The organism is Psychrobacter sp. G, assembly GCF_000418305.1.
Taxonomy (GTDB): domain Bacteria; phylum Pseudomonadota; class Gammaproteobacteria; order Pseudomonadales; family Moraxellaceae; genus Psychrobacter; species Psychrobacter cryohalolentis.
The window spans coordinates 2401528-2420095 of record NC_021661.1; the positions used below are offsets into that span (position 1 = coordinate 2401528).

Below are 18568 nucleotides of genomic sequence, written 5' to 3' on the forward strand. Positions count from 1 at the left end.
ACTCGAAACCTTATAAAAACAAGGCTAAACGAGTGCTGGAAACTTTAAACACCTGACAATGAGGTCAGTGATTTAAGACCAAATGAATAATGCTGGTATCGCTACGTTGTATCACAATCTTTTATAATAACGAAGGTGAGCAAAAGTCGTTACGAGTTACCAAGATATAATAATATAAAAGGACATTGACAACATGGGTGCATATCTTCTCGATTGGCTAAGCTTATTTTTCCGCTGGTTTCACGTTATCGCTGGTGTAGCATGGATTGGCGCATCATTTTATTTCGTATGGCTAGATATGAGTCTTCAGAAGCCACCAGAATGGAAAGCAAAAAAAGGCATTTCAGGCGATCTTTGGGCAGTACATGGTGGTGGTTTCTATGAAATTGCCAAATACAAGCTCGAACCTGAAGAGATGCCAAAAACGCTGCATTGGTTTAAGTGGGAAGCTTACACCACATGGCTGACTGGTATGGCGATGCTCATTATTGTCTACTACATCAATGCCACAGCTTATTTGATTGATCCGAGCAAAGTTGATTTTGGTAGTAGCATTGGTGCTATATCGACCAGTTTACTGTTCTTATTCGGTAGTTACTTTATTTATGAAGTCATTGTACGCAGCAATGTCGGCAAAAATAAACTGGCTTTCAGTATCACTATCTTTGTACTCATGATTATCGCCACTTGGGGCTCATACCAGCTGTTTAGTGATCGTGCATCCTTTATCCATGTCGGTGCCATTTTAGGTACTATCATGGCAGGTAACGTCTTCTTCGGTATTATGCCAGCTCAGCGCGCACTCGTAGATTGTGTACGCCGCGGCGTAAAACCAGGTCCAGAAGTAGCAGATTTGGCATTGATGGCCAGAAATCGCTCATTGATGAATAACTACTTTACCTTGCCGCTCATCTTTATCATGATTAGTAATCACTATCCAATGATGTATTCACATGCGCATGGTTGGCTGATATTGGTATTCATTGGTGTCATCACGGCAACAGCTCGTCATTACTTCAATGAAAAACACTTGGGTCGCCATAGACCAAAATTCTTAGTGATTCCTGCGATAGCAACCGTACTATTGATTATCTGGATGCGTCCAGCACCTATCGAGCCATTACCAGTTTCTCCAATCAAGACGCCTGCTGTCACTGAAGTAGCACCGACAGATACACCGCCTGCTGCTGTCACTCAAGATACAAATACGGTAGCACCTGCTACTGCTACAGAGGCTGATCCCAATGCGGTTGCTGGCGGAACTGCCGCTACCGAAGTAGTACCTGTCGCTGTTTCAGCTGACGACGCTATTATGAAAGTAGTAGAAGCGAAATGTAGCGTTTGCCATGCGGCACAACCAACACAAGCTGGATTTAATGCGCCGCCAGCGGGTATTATTATCAAAACCCCTGCAGATATAAAAACTCATCAAGCTAAGATTGTGACTGCCGTACAAAGTGGCTATATGCCACTGGGTAATATCACTCAGCTAAGCGATGAAGAGCGCCAACAACTGGTCGCTTATGCTTCAGGGTTATAAATGAGCATTCTAGACAAAGAAGAGTAAACGCTGATCAAACAATTATCTTGACCAATGACCTAGACATCCTTAAAGTGTTAACAATAAACATTAATAAGTGTTAACAATGTTTATTTCGATTGATTTCAATCTAAAGGGAGAAAAGGATGTCCACTGCGAATGAGCAAGGAAGTCAGCTCAGTACTCAATCCAATAGCGCGCTCTATGATTGCAATACCTTTAATCCAGAACGCAAAAACTCAAGATTATATAATGAAGATCTTGCCCCACTACAGCCTGAACAGCGTAATTGGGGTTGGTTTGCGATATTTAATGTTTGGTCCAATGATATTCAGAGCTTATTCGGTTATACCTTAGCTGCCTCCTTATTTTTGAGTTATGGACTGAATGGGTGGTGGGTCATGGCAGCGATTATCTGCTCAGGATTCATCGTCATGCTGATGGTCAACTTAACTGGTAAACCTAGTGTCAAATATGGCATCCCTTTTCCAGTCTTGATACGTGCCAGCATGGGTATCAATGGCGCTAACTTACCTGCCATCTTACGCGCTATTATCGGTATCTTTTGGTACGGGGTGCAGACCTACTTTGCCTCAACTGCAGTTGCCATTTTGTTGACTATTGTCATAGGTAGCCCAGATACGACATTTTTAGGCTTGAATAGTACCGCTTGGATTGCCTTTGTCATCGTTTGGGTATTTCAGATTTTACTGTTTTGGGCAGGCATCGAGCCGATCAAGCACTTTTTGAATTGGGCAGGACCGCTAGTCTATGTCGTTATGGTCATCTTGATGGCCGTCATCTGGTATCAATCAGGCTCTGAGTTGTTACCTGCGATTAATTCTATCTTCGCTAGTGGCAGCGATTATAGTGGAAATTCCATACAGGCATTTACTGCTATCGTCGGTACGATGGTTGCTTATTTCGCAGCAGTCGTCATCAACTTCGGTGATTTCTCGCGATTTTTGCGTAGTGAGCGCGATATGCACTTGGGTAACTTACTCGGTTTGCCAATTAACATGGTGTTTTTCTCATTCATCGCTTTGGTCATTACCGCTGGGACCCTAGTAATATTTGGCGAAGCATTGACCAATCCATCGGATATTGTTGATCGTGTAGATTCTCTACCCTTGACCATTATTGCAGCGCTGACCTTCTTTGCCGCAACCGTCGGTATCAATATGGTTGCAAACTTTATTCCCCCTGCTTACGATTTGGCTAACTTATTTCCTAAGCATATTAACTTTCGCATGGGCGGTTTAATTACTGCTGTTATCGCCTTTTTCGTTGGTGCATTGTGGTTATCATTCATCAGTAAGATCGGTATTGTCGGTTTTGTAAATACTATTGGTGCGGTCATCGCTCCATTCTTTGGTATCTTAGTCATCGATTATTACCTGATTAAACGTCAACATATCGATATGAATGACTTATTTTCCGCTCACCCAACTGGTGCATATTACTACTACAAAGGCTGGAACATCCGTGCGCTTATCGCCTTTGCAATCGGCGCTTTATTCTCTATCGCCACGGTATTGATACCCGCACTGACTAAGCTTGAAGGTTATGGTTTCTTATTAGGCGCGGCAATAGGTGGCATCGTGTATTGGGTATTGATGCGCCCTTATGCAGTAGATCCTGACACCATAGTAGAATAAGGCAGTGAAGTCAGAAACATGAAGTGCAAGAGTAGAATAAAAAATAGTTATTACATGTCTAACAGACCTATTACTCTGTTTTTATAAAGGATAAAACACCATGAAAAAAAAGATAACCAGCGACTTTGATCAAGCCGCTTATCCACGCGATTTAAAAGGCTATGGCGACCATCCACCCAAAGCCAATTGGCCGGGCGGCGCTAAGATTGCCGTACAGTTTGTGCTAAATATCGAAGAAGGCGCAGAGAACAGTGTCTTGCATGGCGACGGTCAGTCAGAACGTTTTTTATCAGACGTTTTAGGTACGCCAGAATTTAACAACCGCCATCAGTCGATTGAATCCGCCTTTGAATATGGTAGCCGAGTGGGTGTTTGGCGCGTACTAGATACTTTTAAAGAATATGGTTTACCTATTACTACCTTTACTTGTGCAGCCGCTGCCGAAAAAACACCGCATATTGTCGAGCGTATTCTAGAAGATGGTCATGAGATTGCCAGTCACGGATTGCGCTGGATAACCTATCAATATATGTACCGCGAGACCGAGCGTGAACATGTGCGCCGCGCCACTGAAATATTTGAGCGGATGGTCGGCAATCAGCCTCTTGGCTGGTATACCGGTCGCGATAGCCCAAATACTCGCGAGCTGGTCGCAGAACAAGGCGGCTACATTTATGACTCTGACTCTTATGCTGATGAGCTGCCGTACTGGCTCAATGTTAAAGTAGAAGAAGGCAACAAAATTGCTCGCAAACCGCATCTGGTCATTCCTTATACGCTTGAGACCAATGACATGCGTTTTTCTTCAAGTCCTGGGTTCACCAATGCTGAACCTTTTTATCAGTATTTAAAAGACAGCTTTGACACTCTATATGAAGAAGGTCAAGACACTCCCAAGATGCTAACCATTGGTTTGCATTGCCGCATCATTGGTCGTGCTGGTCGCATTAAAGCGCTTAAACAGTTTTTGCAATACATCACCAGTAAACCCGACGTTTGGATCTGCCGCCGCGATGAAATCGCCAAGCACTGGTATGAAAATCATCCAGCCACGGCTGATAACACCGCCAACTGGATGTAGCCGTAACAACAATCATAAGACGTATCATCATATTAATAAGCACGTACATAGTATCAACCACGTAAGCTAACGGATGATACGCTCAAGGTGGTTGATACCTGAGTGCTGTAATTGCTTAAAGATGACATCTTATATCCGGTATTTCCTTAGCTCAAATCGAGCTATCACTTAATAAGTTGCTAGAACAAATAAATAATATTGCTAATTAATCTAAAGGTGAACTTATGAAAACCACACTCATTGCTAAACCTTTAACTAAAGCTGCTTTTGCTCCTTATGGCTCAGTGATTGAGCCTTATGATGATCAAGAAAAGTGCCCTGAAAACAGCTGGGATATCAATCGTGGCTTTGCCTGTCGTCATAATGCTATCTCAAAAGTCACTCATGATGGCGGAGAAGTCGGTTTTAGTATTTTCCGTACTAAAAGACGTGACTGCCCTATTACGTTATCGGTCATGGAATACCATCCATTTGGCACGCAAGCGTTCTTTTCTATGAATGGCACAGACTATATAGTCGTTGTGGCCAAAGCTGGCGATGCGCCTAAATCAGCTGATGATTTAGAAGTGTTTTATGCTCATTCGCATCAAGGTGTACAGTATGATGCCAATGTTTGGCATCATCCGCTACTGGCGCTAAAAGCGGATTGTGACTTTTTAGTGATTGATCGTATCAACGGCGAAGGTAACAATTGCCATGAATTCGAGATTGATGATTGGGAAGTTTGCATTGATATATCTGCTGAGCAGGCTAAAAATCAGGCCTAATGGCTATCGTCAACTGACGAAGAATTATGCTAATGTCAGAGCATTAATCATATAAAAAATCAAAGGTTCAGACACAAATTTATCGCGGCACCAAACCCCTAAGGAACACGAACCATGACAACAAAAAGTACTTATTACGCACCAACTGGCGGATTGCCTCCACAAACACAATTACTATCCGATCGTGCTATCTTCACCGAAGCTTATGCGATTATTCCTAAACGTGTACTAACCGACATCGTGATTAGTTATTTACCTTTTTGGACAGGCATGCGCATGTGGGTGCTTGCACGTCCTTTAAGCGGTTTCTCTGAAACCTTCTCACAGTATATCGTCGAAGTAGCACCAAATGGCGGCTCAGAAAAACCTGAACTAGATGCAAATGCCGAAGGCGTCGTATTCATCGTTGAAGGTGAAATGGACATGACGATTGAAGGCGTGTCGCATCATCTTGAATCAGGTGGTTATGCATTTTTACCACCTGGCTGCAAATGGACGCTAAAGAACAATAGCGACAAGCACGTCAAATTCCATTGGATCCGTAAAGCCTATCAACACTGTGAAGATATTGATGTGCCTGAAGCGTTTGTAACTAGCGATCACGATGTTGAAGCTATTGAGATGCCGGGTACTGATGGCGTATGGACAACCACTCGATTTACCGAGCAGTCTGATATGCGTCACGACATGCATGTGAATATCGTGACGTTTCAACCAGGTGGCGTGATTCCATTTGATGAAACGCATGTTATGGAACATGGTTTGTATGTATTAGAAGGTAAAGCCGTCTATCACTTAAACGGTGAATGGGTAGAAGTTGAAGCAGGTGACTTTATGTGGTTACGCGCATTCTGCCCACAATCTTGTTACGCTGGTGGACCAGGTCCATTTAGATACTTACTATATAAAGATGTGAATAGACATATGCCGTTTATTCGCCCAGTAAAATAAGCAATATAAAGGCTTAGTCGTTCATTCGAATCTATCATTCATTGTTCTTTAGAACACCAGCAAAATTTTTAATAGTAAAGCCAGCTCATTACGATTAGCTGGCTTTTTATTTTTATGCTGAAGTTAATATTTTTAAACAGCGCTTTAATCAAGCAATGCTAAAACATTCATCACTTTACTTGTTTTTTATGTACTACTGTACTAGAATACTGAAACAAGATAGCCACTTACCTCTTTTTTATTAAGATTAAATATTATGAGCACTGACCCTTATCGTAGCTTGTTGACGCATTTAGCCCATTGCAATGACAGTAATGATATCGATGAGCTATTAACAGCGCTACTAACGACTAAAGAGCAACACGAGATTGCCAATCGCATCTGTATTTTTGATTTGCTCGAGCGTGGTATCACCCAGCGTGACATATCCGAACAGTTGGGCGTTGGCATCGCAACGGTCTCTCGTGGCGCCAAAGCCATGCAAATTCACGATGTAAGTGCACTGCTAGCCACCCACAGACAAGACAATTAACGCCAAGAATATTAGCTGAATTTATTTTATAAGACCTATTTGAATTACTTTGGACCTCGTTATGACCTCTCCTACACTACAATATGACCAGCCTGCTGCTATTGATATCCCAAGCAAGCCGCAGCGGATAAAGCTGACGCAAGATATTGATTTTTTTGCGTTATTCAAACGTATTGAGGGTGTTTTTGACACCTGTTATTTACTTGAATCCTTGGGCGAAGACAGTCATATGTCGCGTCATCATGCGATTGGTTTTGATCCAGTGATGACCATTGCCGCCATTGACCGCACGACGCTTGCCATTAGCGATAATAAAACTGCTGAAACCAAACATTATCAGACGGATAATCCTTATCAGCTTCTACGTACTATTACTCCGCAGCACGTTATTGCCCGTGAGCAAAGTGGCGGTCTTGTCGGCTATCTAGGCTACGACTGTGTCAATTTCTTTGAGCCAAGTCTAAATGCCAAGCCAAGCGATGATTTTGAACCTTTCAAATTTGGTGTCTATCTAGATGGCTTGACGCTCGATAAAATGACCGGTGAGATATTCTATTTTTATTACCCAACCGCTCAGCAAGACAATCGCATCGAGCAAATCAAAGCCTTGCTTGATGTACCTATCCCAAGTTATAAACCGCCAACCGTAGAGTTTTTAGGTGATGGTATGAGTCAAGAAGAGCATGCTAAAGTCGTTATGCAAGTCAAAGAAGACATCATCTCTGGGCGTATTTTTCAATGTGAAGTCGGCTTTAAATCCAAATATCGTATTGCGGGCGATAAGATGCCAATTTATGAAAAGCTACGGGCAGTCAATCCATCACCGCATATGTATTTTATGAAATTTGCTCAGCAATGCATCATCGGTGCCTCACCTGAATTGCTATTTCGCCTGCGTCAAGGAGAGATGGAGACCTATCCGCTCGCAGGTACAGCCAAGCGTGGCGTTGATGTTGCTGAAGACCGCAAACTTGCCCGTGCCCTACTGAATGATGCCAAAGAGATTGCCGAGCACAATATGCTAGTCGATCTGCATCGCAATGATATCGGACGCGTCGCACAATTTGGTACGGTAAAAGTGCGTAATTTGATGGATATCAAACGCTTCTCACACGTACAGCATATCTCCTCTGAAATCGTCGGTATTCTGCACCCCGATGAGGATATGTTTAGCGCACTTGCCAGCAACTTCCCTGCGGGCACCTTGTCAGGCGCACCAAAAGTTGAAGCGATAAAAGTGATTAATGAGCTTGAACTAGATGGTCGTGGTGCTTATGGCGGCGCATTAGGATCCTTTAACTTTAACGGCGATTGTATTTTTGCCATTCCTATTCGCAGCTTATTTATCAATGGTGAATCGGCCTATGCACAGACTTGTGGCGGCAATGTGTACGACTCCAATCCTGCTGATGAATATCTAGAAATCCAGCGTAAGCTTTCTGCTATGAAAGTGGTACTAGACAGCTTTATGAACCAATAACCACATATAATTTATCAAAGAGTTGGCTACCCATGAATGTTTTAATTATCGATAATTACGACTCATTTACCTTTAACCTTTATCAATATATCGGTGAGATCTTGCAGACGATGGACAGTGATAAACAAGCAAATGTCATCGTCAAGCGTAATAATGAAATCACCTTAGCAGACGTACAAGCGATGAGTCTTGACCGTATTATTATCTCACCCGGTCCTGGGTCACCTGATGATCCTGCCTATTTTGGCATTTGTGCCGAAGTGATTGAAGTGATGGGTAAAACGACGCCACTATTAGGCGTTTGCTTAGGCATGCAAGGCATTGCTCATGTATTTGGCGGTGACGTGATACGCGCCAGTGTGCCGATGCATGGTAAAGTTTCAGCCATTCGTCATGATAGTGCGGGCATTTATAACGATTTGCCACAGGAGTTAGAAATCATGCGCTATCACTCATTGATGGTACAAGCAGATACGCTACCAAATTGTTTGACTGTCACCGCAGTCGTCGCCAATGATGAACATAATGATTTAGATTTGACTGAATCGGCGCTGGCTGGTGATGAGATAATGGGTGTGCAGCACAAAGACTATCCGATTCAAGGCGTGCAGTTTCACCCAGAGTCATTTGCGACCGAAGGTGCCAAGCGTTTATTGACGAATTTTTTACTTCAGGTGTAAATCACGATGCTTAAGCTGGTTTGGAGGATATGACGCTAAAGAGTAATAAGCTGAAGTGAAGCCTGCATCTAACTCAAATAAATTGCATTTTATGCCTAACTGACTTGTGTTAGTACTTAATTAACGCTTTAATGATAGACTGAAAAAACAAACAAAAGGCAGCCTTTAATCAGGTTGTCTTTTGTTATTTCAGCATATTATTAAGTAATCAGCCAGAAGGCTTGGACCGCTTATTCTTTGAACTTGGTAACAAATAAAAATAGAGAGCGATATGGCACATACCGATAGCGCAACGTCAGCACGGCAGTCATGGATAGGCACCATTCAAATCATTACAGCCGCTGTCTGCTGGGGTACTTTAGGGATATTCTCAACCTATCTCAACCAAAATGGCTTTAGTGGCTGGCAAACGACCATTTTACGTATCGTGACCGCTGCTCTTATCATCCTCGTTATGCTACCAAAACTATGGCCACAGCTAATAAAGTTGCGTCCAAAACAGTGGCTCGGACTGGCACTACAGTCGTTGATTGGTGTACTCGGCATGTCGGTTTGCTATTTTTTTGCCGTTATCTATGTCGGTGCTGGTCCTGCAGTCGCCTTGCTATATACTGCGCCCGTTTTTAGCTTATTATTTTCAGCATTCTTGCTTAATGAATCCATTACTCGGCAGTCAGCCCTACTGGCACTCATGGCAGTATTTGGTGTCGGCTTGACGATGTTAGGTGAGCAGGCGCAAGTCAACTGGGGTATTGCATTGGGTTTATTATCAGGCATATGTTATTCCCTATATGGGGTATTGGGTAAGCGCGCTATGCATGACGCGCACCCTGCTCCTTTAGTATTTTTTACCTCTATTATCATCAGTGCTGGCATACTGCTACTACTACCTGAAACCTATAAAACTTATGGACAATTACTAACCTTACCCTTATCTACTTGGGGCTATGCATTAGGATTGTCTTTGATTGGAACCGTCGTACCCTTTGCGCTCTATATGAAGGCATTAGAGAAGCTACCTGCCACCCGTGCATCAGTGTTTACTATCTTTGAGCCTCTAACCGCGATTGCTTTGGCAACGCTATTACTGCATCAATCATTATCTTGGATTCAATATGTCGGCGTCATACTCATTCTGCTAGCAGCTTTATTTAATGCTGTGCTAAATGGTACTACTACTCGCGTACCACGTTGGCTAAAAAGACGGCAAAGGATTTAGTCGATATCCTATAATCACTTTTAATAGCCTTAGATTTCTTTCTGTTGAATCAAAAAAAAGCCCCTACTATGAATATAGCTGGGGCTTTTTATTTAGCATCTTTCAAGCTTATTACTGTTCAATACGCTGTAAAAACGCTTGCGTACGCGGATGCTTAGAATCCTCGAATAACTGCTTAGCACTGCCCTCTTCGACAATTTTACCATCTTCAATCAAAACCACATGATCAGCGACATCGCGGGCAAAATTTATTTCATGAGTAACAACAACCATCGTCCAACCTTCTGATGCCAGCTGTTTCATGGTTTCAAGCACATCTTGTACTAGCTCAGGATCAAGCGCAGACGTTGGCTCATCGAATAGTAGTAAAGACGGCTCAATCGCCAATGCACGAGCAATACCAATACGCTGCTGCTGACCACCCGATAGCTGAAACGGATAGAGATCTGCCTTATCAGACAAACCCACTTTATCGAGTAATGCTAATGCCTGCTCACGTGCTTGCGCTTTACTTTGCCCTTGTACCACCGTAGGTCCAAGCATTAAGTTTTCGATGGCTGTCTTATGTGGAAACAAGTTATAAGACTGAAACACCATACCTGACTTACGTTGTAGTGCCAGTAAGGTTTTTTTCTTAGGTTTAGTGGCAAAATCAACCGTCAGGCTGCCATCATCAAAAGCGATGATACCTTGATCTGGAATTTCAAGCGCATTCAAACACCGCAAAAACGTCGTCTTACCAGAACCTGATGGTCCTAATATGACCACCACTTTGCCCTTTTCGATGGTCAAGTCGATACCTTTAAGCACTTGATTGCTCCCAAAGGCTTTATGAATATTGGTGACTTGAATCATAAGACGTCCACTTGCAAATTAAAAAACACATGGGTTAAAGGGGCGAGAAATATATCATGGGTTGATAGCGATATTATTTGGCAACATAACGATCAAGACGCGTTTCAAGCCTACCTTGGATAAAGGTCAAAAACAGACAAATACCCCAATAGATAACGGCCGCTTCGATATAGACCAACATAAACTCATAGTTACGCGCGGTGATAATCTGCGCTTGTTTAAACAGCTCAGTCACCAATACGAGCGATGCTAGCGAAGTATCTTTTACCAGACTGATAAAGGTATTAGATAGCGGCGGTACGGATACGCGTAGTGCCTGCGGCAAAATAACATGGCGAAAGGTCTGCAAATACGTCAAGCCGACAGTCGAACCGGCTTCCCACTGTCCTTTTGGAATAGACAAAATGGAAGCGCGCACCGTCTCTGACGCATAAGCACCAATATTTAGCGAAAAAGCGATAATTGCTGACGGAAAAGGATCAAGCTTGACCCCAACACTCGGTAACCCATAAAAGATAATAAACAGCTGTACCAGCATCGGCGTGCCGCGAATGGCAGACACATAGATGCGAGCAAGTCTGTACACAATCTCATGAACCCAACCAGCACGCGGCACAATACGAATCAGTGCCACGGTCAGCGCAATTGCCATACCGATCGCAAACGATATCAATGCCAGCGGTATCGAATAATAGATACCGCCTTTAAGCATCGGCCAAAAAGACGAGATAACAATCTGCGCCCGATCAGGACTCATAAACGGCAATAATGCCAATAAATCTGCTAACACTGACGTTATAGAAGCTAGCATTACTTTTGTTGACTTATATCAGCACCAAAGAATTCTTGGCTCAGTTTGGTGAGCGTTCCATCAGCGGCCAATGCTGCCATGGCTTCGTCTAATTTTGCCAATACTTCATCATCACCTTTTATCAATACCAAGCCTGAACCGGTTTGCTCACTGACAGGGGCCGTCAATTTAATCTCAAGCGCCGCATCTGGGAATTTTTTTAGATAATCCAAAATGGCAAGATTGTCATTCATGGTAAAGTCAGCGCGATCTTGTTTGACCAGCTGGATCGCTTGAGCCATACCATCAACAGGGATGACTTCAGCTTGATAACGCTCTGCAAGCTCACCATAGTTACTGGTCAGTGATTGAGCGCTACGCAGACCTTTTAAAGCCTCCCACGAGCTATAACGGTTATCATCTTTTGGGGCTAAAACCACTGCGCCCGACCAGCTATACGCTTGTGCTTTATCATATTTTGCTAAACGCTCAGGCGTGGTTAAGCTGACTTGGTTGGCAACCATATCAAAACGTTTGGCGTCCAAACCTGCGAGCATTGCATCCCACTGGGTTTCTTGAAACTCAACTTTAACGCCAAGTTTGTCAGCAACGGCACGCGTCACTTCGACATCATAGCCGGTCAGTTTGCCGCTCTCATCATGATAAGTGAATGGAGGATAAGTGCCTTCGGTACCGACGTTGATAGTGCCCCCGTTATTGATACGCTGTAGCAAATCAGAACCGCCACTTGCAGCGGTATCAGTTGCCTTGGTTTCAGCATCATTGGTAGGTGATTGACCACAAGCGGCAAGCAATACGGTACTTGCGGCAAGGGCTAAAAGCGTGCGACGTTTCATAAGACGTCCTTATCATAGTGAGTAAATAAAAGTGACTGAGTCAAATAAAGCAAAATATGTCCTGCCAATAAAATCGTACTGAAGAACAAGCAGATATCATCATAAATATCTGCTTGGTATTATTTGACTGTGACTGCTCAATTTGAGGATACACAGCATATTTTTCAATGCTGGTTTTATTTTATTCTTGAAAATTTGAGGCATTTTATGACAAATACTTATTCTAAATCTGCCCATTAGACACCTGCTCATGTGTATATTAACGCAATTTAGAAAGAATAAACGTACAAAAATAGTGAATATGCGTAAGGTTGTTATAGTTCCCCTGAAAACTGGTACCGCTCACCTGCATGCCACATTTTGACAAAAGTCAGTACTTGACCCGCTGAGTAAGTTTGACGACAAAGTACCAATGTAGGCGACTGCGAGGTAATCCGTAGTAACGCTGCAATCTCATCGGGTGCGGCTAGTGCTCGAATAGTATAGCTACCACGCTCCAGTGGGCTTTTGGCAATGAGATAATCACTGGTATTGACCACGCTAAAATCTTGCTCGATAAACTCTGGAACCTTTAGAGCATCTACCCAGCGCTCTTCAAACTGTATCGGCTGACCATCTGCAAAATGGATAATCTTGACCTCATATAAAACAGCGGCTTCGCTATCAATACTTTTACCTTTTTTCAATTCAAAAGTTTCAACCATTTTCTCAAGACCAAATTTACGCCGTAGCTCATCATTGAGCATAGCAGCAGTAATGCCACGCTTACTGACAACTTTTGCCTGATAATCACGATTGGCAGACTTTAAGTCTTGGGCAATATTACGCACTTCTACAAATGTATGATTAAACTGCTGCTGCGCAACAAACGTCCCCGACCCTTGACGGCGCTCCAATACTCGCTCTTCGCTCAATTCCTTTAAAGCACGGTTGACCGTCATACGAGAGACGCCAAACTCTTCTGCCAACGCCATTTCGGTAGAAATCGCATTGCCCGCTTGCCATTTACCTGAATGGATATTGTCCAATATCGCATTTTTAATGCGTTGATATGCCGGAATCGTCTTTGTCGTATCCATTTTTAACCGTTAGTTTTACCAATAAGAATAGCGTCATAGTAACACGAGATAATCATACAAACCTCAGCAAAACCATATGGCAGCTGCATGTTTGTCTAATCACTCACAAAAACAATGCAGCAATAAAGAAAAAAAACTTGCATGAAAAAATGATTCCTGATAATTTGTATATACAACTTTACGGCAGTATTAGTAAATTTAGCAAACTGACCGTACAAGACTCACTTTGATTGCCATATTGCCTCAACAGATATCATAAGGATAGGATCATGACTACTGATAATGGATTGAACAAAACCCCTGAATATACTCGCCGTGACGAGAGTCGCAATATTGCGGCGCCAACTGGCAGCACACTACACTGCAAGAGTTGGCTGACCGAAGCTCCTTATCGTATGTTACAAAATAACCTGCATCCTGATGTGGCTGAAAATCCAAAAAGCTTGGTCGTCTATGGCGGTATTGGACGCGCTGCCCGTAATTGGGAAAGCTATGATCAAATTTTAGAGTCACTCAAAGAATTAGAAGACGATGAAACCTTATTGGTGCAATCTGGCAAACCAGTTGGCGTTTTTCAAACCCATGAAAATGCGCCGCGCGTATTGATTGCCAACTCCAACCTTGTCCCGCGCTGGGCAACATGGGAGCATTTCAACGAGCTCGATCGTAAAGACTTGTTTATGTACGGTCAAATGACTGCGGGCAGCTGGATTTATATCGGCACCCAAGGCATCGTTCAAGGCACTTATGAAACCTTTGTCGAAGCTGGTCGTCAGCATTACGACGGTAGCTGGGCAGGTCGCTGGATTTTGACTGCTGGTCTTGGTGGTATGGGCGGCGCGCAGCCACTAGCGGCGACCTTTGCTGGCGCAACTTCTCTAAATATCGAATGCCAACAATCTAGTATTGATTTCCGTTTGCGTACGGGCTACGTCGATAAACAAGCTGACAATCTTGACCATGCCTATGAGCTCATTAAGCAACATACTGCAGCTGGTGAAGCCGTTTCTATCGCGTTACTTGGTAATGCAGCAGACATCTTGCCTGAGATGGTAAAGCGTGCCAATGCAGGCGAAATCAAACCTGATTTGGTTACTGATCAAACCTCCGCCCATGATTTGATTAATGGCTATCTACCAAGTGGTTGGACGGTTGAAGAATGGAAAGCCGCTCAAGAAAACCCAGAGCAACATGCTGATCTAACCAAAGCCGCTGCTCAGTCTTGTGCCGTACATGTACAGGCGATGCTAGACTTGCAGGCAATGGACATCCCAACGACTGATTATGGTAATAACATCCGTCAGGTGGCGTTTGATGAAGGCGTAAAAAATGCCTTTAATTTCCCAGGTTTTGTCCCTGCGTATATTCGTCCGCTGTTTTGCCAAGGTAAAGGTCCCTTCCGCTGGGTCGCATTATCAGGTGATCCAGAAGATATCTATAAGACCGATCAAAAAATCAAAGAGCTATTCCCTGAAAACCAACATATCCATCGCTGGTTAGACATGGCAAAAGAGCGCATTCAGTTCCAAGGATTACCTGCCCGTATCTGCTGGTTAGGGCTTGGTGAGCGTGATAAAGCAGGTCTTGCTTTCAATGAGATGGTCAAAAACGGCGAGCTTAAAGGTCCTATCGTCATCGGTCGTGACCATCTGGATACCGGTTCTGTTGCCAGTCCAAACCGCGAAACAGAAAGCATGAAAGATGGCTCAGATGCGGTATCGGATTGGGCACTATTAAACGGTATGCTCAATGTCGCAGGCGGTGCTACTTGGGTATCATTACATCATGGCGGCGGTGTTGGTATGGGCTACTCGCAGCACTCTGGCATGGTTATCGTCGCTGACGGTACTGATGCCGCAGCTAAGCGTTTAGCGCGAGTACTGGTCAACGATTGTGGTTCTGGCGTTATGCGTCATGCCGATGCGGGCTATGAGCTGGCGATTAAAACTGCTAAGGATTACGGTCTAAATCTTCCTATGATTAAGTAATTCTCCATAGACACATAGATCACATGATTTTATCAAGGAAGATAATATGACCAAGCAAGATACCCTACAATTAGAGAAAACTGAGCAGGTCGCTAACATCGTGCCCGATACGACAACGCCAGAGACATTGCTGTCAAAACCCATTGCCTTACTGCAACTGATTGTCTTTAGTATGATCGGTTTGGTGATGTTTTTTGTGCCATTTACCATTGGTGAAAAAAGCACGATTTTGTTCGACCATGGCGCAACTTATCTGGTCAATCAGCAACATACTTTATCTGTAACTTTGTTATTTATGCTGATGATATTTGGGGTAAGTAAACCGTTTATTGATGGTTCATGGCGCAAAAACATCACCCATAAAATCCTAACTGTCTTTAAAGTACTGGGACTGGTATTAGCTGTGATGTATATCACTGGTAACGCTCCAGCCTTTATGATGGAAAAAGATATGCTGCCGTTTTTATTTGAAAAACTGGCGCTACCCGTTGGTATGATTGTGCCGCTTGGGGCTTTGATTCTGGCGTTTTTAGTGGGTTTTGGTTTGCTTGAGATGGTTGGTGTGCTGATGCAGCCGATTATGAAACCTATCTGGAAAACGCCGGGCGCATCAGCGATTGATGCCGTTGCCTCTTTTGTTGGCAGTTATTCGATTGGGCTGTTAATTACCAATCGTGTGTATCTGCAAAAGCAATATTCTGCGCGTGAAGCCATTATCATTGCGACCGGTTTTTCGACTGTATCAGCTGCGTTTATGGTAATTGTTGCCAAAACACTGGGGTTGATGGAATTTTGGAATCTGTTTTTTTGGTCAACGCTAGTGATTACCTTTATTGTCACCGCTATCACTGCCCGTATTCCACCAATTAGTCAGTTTGATAATGAGGTTGAGCGTCCAAATTTAGACTACAAAAGAGGCACGCGTTTAAAAGCGGCATATGAGCTAGGTTTGTCCACGTCACGCCGTGCATCAGATTTTAAACAAATTCTATGGACCAACTTTCGTGATGGCTTGACAATGGCAGCCGCTATTGTACCCTCTATTATCGCCGTTGGACTCACTGGTTTATTATTGGCCAAGTACACGCCAGTATTTGACGCTTTAGGTTTACTGCTTTACCCCTTTACCTGGTTGGGCGGTTTGCCAGAGCCGCTCGTCGCTGCCAAAGGCATGTCTGCGGGATTGGCTGAGATGTTCTTGCCCGCATTATTGCTCAGTGAAGCGGATATGTTGACCCGTTATGTCGCAGGCGTCATCTCTATTAGCAGTGTGCTGTTCTTTTCTGCCATGATTCCTTGTGTACTAGCAACTGAGATTCCTATCTCTGTTGGGAAAATGGTCATCGTTTGGTTCCAGCGTGTAGCACTTAGTATCTTACTGGCAGCAGCTTTTGGACATTTGGCAATGTCTTTTGGCTGGATAAGTTAGGATAGATTGCACCTATTAATACAAGCACAACATCAATACCCCACCACATAATAAATAAAGCTAATAACATTTAATACTAGGATTACCACCATGACTGCTATCAAAAAATTAACCCTACAGCCACGTCAGCTTAGCTTTGAGATACTACGCGATATCTATGAACAGCCCGTCATATTGACCTTGCTTGATAGCGCTTATGAGGCAATAGACGCCTCACACGAAGATGTACAAACGATTATCCGCCGTGATAAAAGCGCTTATGGTATCAATACCGGTTTTGGTCTGTTGGCAAAAACCCGTATCAGCGATGATCAGTTAGAACTATTACAGCGTAATCTTATCGTATCTCACTCGGTGGGCACTGGTGAAGCATTACCAGCCAATGTGGTTCGACTGATTATGGTGATGAAGGTGACCAGCTTGGCACAAGGCGTTTCTGGCGTCCGCCGCGCCGTGGTCGACAGCTTACTGGGCTTAATTAATAACCAAATTACCCCAAACATCCCTGCCAAAGGCTCAGTAGGTGCTTCAGGAGACCTCGCGCCTTTATCGCATATGACACTGGCGATGATGGGCGAAGGTCATGTTTATGTTGATGGTAAAAAAGTACTGGCCGCTGATGCTTTAGCACAGCATGGTCTTGAGCCAATCACCCTTGCGGCAAAAGAAGGTCTTGCCCTGATTAATGGCACTCAAGTATCCACCGCACTGGCACTACGTGGTTATTTCTTAGCACGTGATTTGCTTGAGACAGCAACCATCGTCGGCTCACTGTCTATCGATGCGGCTAAAGGCTCAGATGCGCCATTTGATGCGCGTATTCATGAAGTACGTGGTCATCATGGTCAAATCGAAATCGCCAAAGCACACCGTCAGCTCATTAAAGGCAGTGCCATTCGCGCCTCACACGATGGCGAGCAAGACGACAGAGTACAAGATCCTTACTGCCTGCGTTGCCAGCCACAAGTGATGGGCGCTTGCCTCGATATCATCAATCAAGCAGGCAAGACGCTATTGATTGAATCAAATGCCGTCACGGACAATCCACTGATCTTTAACAATGAAGACGGCCCAGTTGCCATCTCAGGTGGTAACTTCCATGCTGAGCCAGTGGCTTTTGCTGCTGATATTTTAGCATTGGCCATTGCTGAGATTGGTTCTATGTCTGAGCGCCGTATCGCCTTGCTAATCGATGCTACTTTATCAGGTGGTTTACCACCATTCTTAGTGGATAATGCTGGGGTCAACTCAGGCTTTATGATTGCCCATGTCACCGCAGCGGCGCTCGCCTCAGAAAATAAGTCTATCGCCCATCCCGGTAGTGTCGACAGCATTCCAACTTCTGCCAATCAAGAAGATCATGTGTCGATGGCAACCTATTGCGCCCGTCGCTTATATGAGATGGCGCAAAATACCGCCACCATTATTGGTATTGAGCTCTTGGCTGCTGGTCAAGGTATCGACTTCCATCGTGGGTTAGAGACCTCAGAGCCTTTGACTATGGCACATCAGAAACTTCGCGAGCAAGTGACCTTTTATGATAAAGATCGTTACCTAGCCCCTGATATCGAAGCGGCAAAGCAGCTGGTATTAGATGGTACGCTTACTGAGCATTGGCAGTCATTGCGTAGTAATTGGTACGACTCTAAATAAAGGCTGATT

At 43.9% G+C, this 18568-nt stretch carries 16 protein-coding genes; 12 read left to right on the forward strand and 4 right to left on the reverse strand.

Annotated elements, in window-relative coordinates; translation table 11 throughout:
- Positions 1-193 precede the first annotated feature (193 nt).
- From PSYCG_RS10015 to PSYCG_RS10055, 9 genes are all read left to right on the forward strand, one after another.
- Positions 194-1540, forward strand: a complete 1347-nt coding sequence (locus PSYCG_RS10015) for a urate hydroxylase PuuD (protein WP_020444094.1) — start codon at positions 194-196, stop codon at positions 1538-1540.
- Positions 1541-1686: 146 nt separating this feature from the next.
- Positions 1687-3198 carry an NCS1 family nucleobase:cation symporter-1 gene (locus PSYCG_RS10020; protein ID WP_020444095.1) on the forward strand — a complete coding sequence of 504 codons (1512 nt, stop codon included), beginning with the start codon at positions 1687-1689 and terminating at the stop codon, positions 3196-3198.
- Positions 3199-3298: 100 nt separating this feature from the next.
- Complete coding sequence (gene puuE, locus PSYCG_RS10025; protein ID WP_011514239.1) at positions 3299-4279, forward strand: allantoinase PuuE; 981 nt, start codon at positions 3299-3301, stop codon at positions 4277-4279.
- 224 nt (positions 4280-4503) lie between these two features.
- Positions 4504-5046 (forward strand): ureidoglycolate lyase, encoded by a 543-nt coding sequence (locus PSYCG_RS10030; protein WP_020444096.1) that lies wholly within the window; start codon positions 4504-4506, stop codon positions 5044-5046.
- A gap of 114 nt (positions 5047-5160) precedes the next feature.
- Positions 5161-5997, forward strand: coding sequence for a bifunctional allantoicase/(S)-ureidoglycine aminohydrolase (locus PSYCG_RS10035; RefSeq protein ID WP_020444097.1), 837 nt, complete (start codon positions 5161-5163; stop codon positions 5995-5997).
- A 256-nt stretch (positions 5998-6253) separates the two neighbouring features.
- Positions 6254-6529, forward strand: coding sequence for a Trp family transcriptional regulator (locus PSYCG_RS10040; protein WP_011514242.1), 276 nt, complete (start codon positions 6254-6256; stop codon positions 6527-6529).
- A gap of 61 nt (positions 6530-6590) precedes the next feature.
- Entirely contained in the window at positions 6591-8009 is a 1419-nt protein-coding gene (locus tag PSYCG_RS10045) for an anthranilate synthase component I family protein (protein WP_020444098.1), read from the forward strand.
- Positions 8010-8041: 32 nt separating this feature from the next.
- A complete protein-coding gene (locus PSYCG_RS10050) occupies positions 8042-8689 on the forward strand; it encodes an anthranilate synthase component II (protein WP_020444099.1) in 648 nt (215 codons plus the stop codon).
- 271 nt (positions 8690-8960) lie between these two features.
- Positions 8961-9908 (forward strand): DMT family transporter, encoded by a 948-nt coding sequence (locus tag PSYCG_RS10055; protein ID WP_011514245.1) that lies wholly within the window; start codon positions 8961-8963, stop codon positions 9906-9908.
- A 111-nt stretch (positions 9909-10019) separates the two neighbouring features.
- On the opposite strand, the gene PSYCG_RS10060 is transcribed toward PSYCG_RS10055, so the two are convergent.
- The 4 genes from PSYCG_RS10060 to PSYCG_RS10075 form a co-directional block, all read right to left on the reverse strand.
- On the reverse strand, positions 10020-10763 hold the full coding sequence (locus PSYCG_RS10060) for an amino acid ABC transporter ATP-binding protein (protein WP_011514246.1): 744 nt from the start codon (positions 10761-10763) through the stop codon (positions 10020-10022).
- Between the two features lie 73 nt (positions 10764-10836).
- The gene (locus PSYCG_RS10065; protein WP_181209871.1) at positions 10837-11520 is read right to left on the reverse strand and encodes an amino acid ABC transporter permease; all 684 of its coding nucleotides are present in this window, start codon (positions 11518-11520) and stop codon (positions 10837-10839) included.
- A 53-nt stretch (positions 11521-11573) separates the two neighbouring features.
- Entirely contained in the window at positions 11574-12410 is an 837-nt protein-coding gene (locus PSYCG_RS10070; protein ID WP_020444100.1) for an amino acid ABC transporter substrate-binding protein, read from the reverse strand.
- Between the two features lie 314 nt (positions 12411-12724).
- Positions 12725-13489 carry a UTRA domain-containing protein gene (locus PSYCG_RS10075; protein ID WP_020444101.1) on the reverse strand — a complete coding sequence of 255 codons (765 nt, stop codon included), beginning with the start codon at positions 13487-13489 and terminating at the stop codon, positions 12725-12727.
- 269 nt (positions 13490-13758) lie between these two features.
- Here PSYCG_RS10075 and hutU point away from each other — a divergent pair, with 269 nt between their 5' ends.
- From hutU to hutH, 3 genes are all read left to right on the forward strand, one after another.
- On the forward strand, positions 13759-15477 hold the full coding sequence (hutU, locus tag PSYCG_RS10080; protein ID WP_020444102.1) for a urocanate hydratase: 1719 nt from the start codon (positions 13759-13761) through the stop codon (positions 15475-15477).
- Between the two features lie 46 nt (positions 15478-15523).
- Entirely contained in the window at positions 15524-16906 is a 1383-nt protein-coding gene (locus PSYCG_RS10085) for a YjiH family protein (protein WP_020444103.1), read from the forward strand.
- A 90-nt stretch (positions 16907-16996) separates the two neighbouring features.
- Entirely contained in the window at positions 16997-18559 is a 1563-nt protein-coding gene (gene hutH / locus PSYCG_RS10090) for a histidine ammonia-lyase (protein WP_020444104.1), read from the forward strand.
- The last annotated feature ends 9 nt before the right edge of the window (positions 18560-18568 follow it).

Bases quoted from the DNA above. Each gene is read 5' to 3' on its own strand.
- PSYCG_RS10015 (WP_020444094.1), top strand. From the start codon at position 194: ATGGGTGCATATCTTCTCGATTGGCTAAGCTTATTTTTCCGCTGGTTT.
- PSYCG_RS10020 (WP_020444095.1), top strand. From the start codon at position 1,687: ATGTCCACTGCGAATGAGCAAGGAAGTCAGCTCAGTACTCAATCCAAT.
- puuE (WP_011514239.1), top strand. From the start codon at position 3,299: ATGAAAAAAAAGATAACCAGCGACTTTGATCAAGCCGCTTATCCACGC.
- PSYCG_RS10030 (WP_020444096.1), top strand. From the start codon at position 4,504: ATGAAAACCACACTCATTGCTAAACCTTTAACTAAAGCTGCTTTTGCT.
- PSYCG_RS10035 (WP_020444097.1), top strand. From the start codon at position 5,161: ATGACAACAAAAAGTACTTATTACGCACCAACTGGCGGATTGCCTCCA.
- PSYCG_RS10040 (WP_011514242.1), top strand. From the start codon at position 6,254: ATGAGCACTGACCCTTATCGTAGCTTGTTGACGCATTTAGCCCATTGC.
- PSYCG_RS10045 (WP_020444098.1), top strand. From the start codon at position 6,591: ATGACCTCTCCTACACTACAATATGACCAGCCTGCTGCTATTGATATC.
- PSYCG_RS10050 (WP_020444099.1), top strand. From the start codon at position 8,042: ATGAATGTTTTAATTATCGATAATTACGACTCATTTACCTTTAACCTT.
- PSYCG_RS10055 (WP_011514245.1), top strand. From the start codon at position 8,961: ATGGCACATACCGATAGCGCAACGTCAGCACGGCAGTCATGGATAGGC.
- PSYCG_RS10060 (WP_011514246.1), bottom strand. From the start codon at position 10,763: ATGATTCAAGTCACCAATATTCATAAAGCCTTTGGGAGCAATCAAGTG.
- PSYCG_RS10065 (WP_181209871.1), bottom strand. From the start codon at position 11,520: ATGAGTCCTGATCGGGCGCAGATTGTTATCTCGTCTTTTTGGCCGATG.
- PSYCG_RS10070 (WP_020444100.1), bottom strand. From the start codon at position 12,410: ATGAAACGTCGCACGCTTTTAGCCCTTGCCGCAAGTACCGTATTGCTT.
- PSYCG_RS10075 (WP_020444101.1), bottom strand. From the start codon at position 13,489: ATGGATACGACAAAGACGATTCCGGCATATCAACGCATTAAAAATGCG.
- hutU (WP_020444102.1), top strand. From the start codon at position 13,759: ATGACTACTGATAATGGATTGAACAAAACCCCTGAATATACTCGCCGT.
- PSYCG_RS10085 (WP_020444103.1), top strand. From the start codon at position 15,524: ATGACCAAGCAAGATACCCTACAATTAGAGAAAACTGAGCAGGTCGCT.
- hutH (WP_020444104.1), top strand. From the start codon at position 16,997: ATGACTGCTATCAAAAAATTAACCCTACAGCCACGTCAGCTTAGCTTT.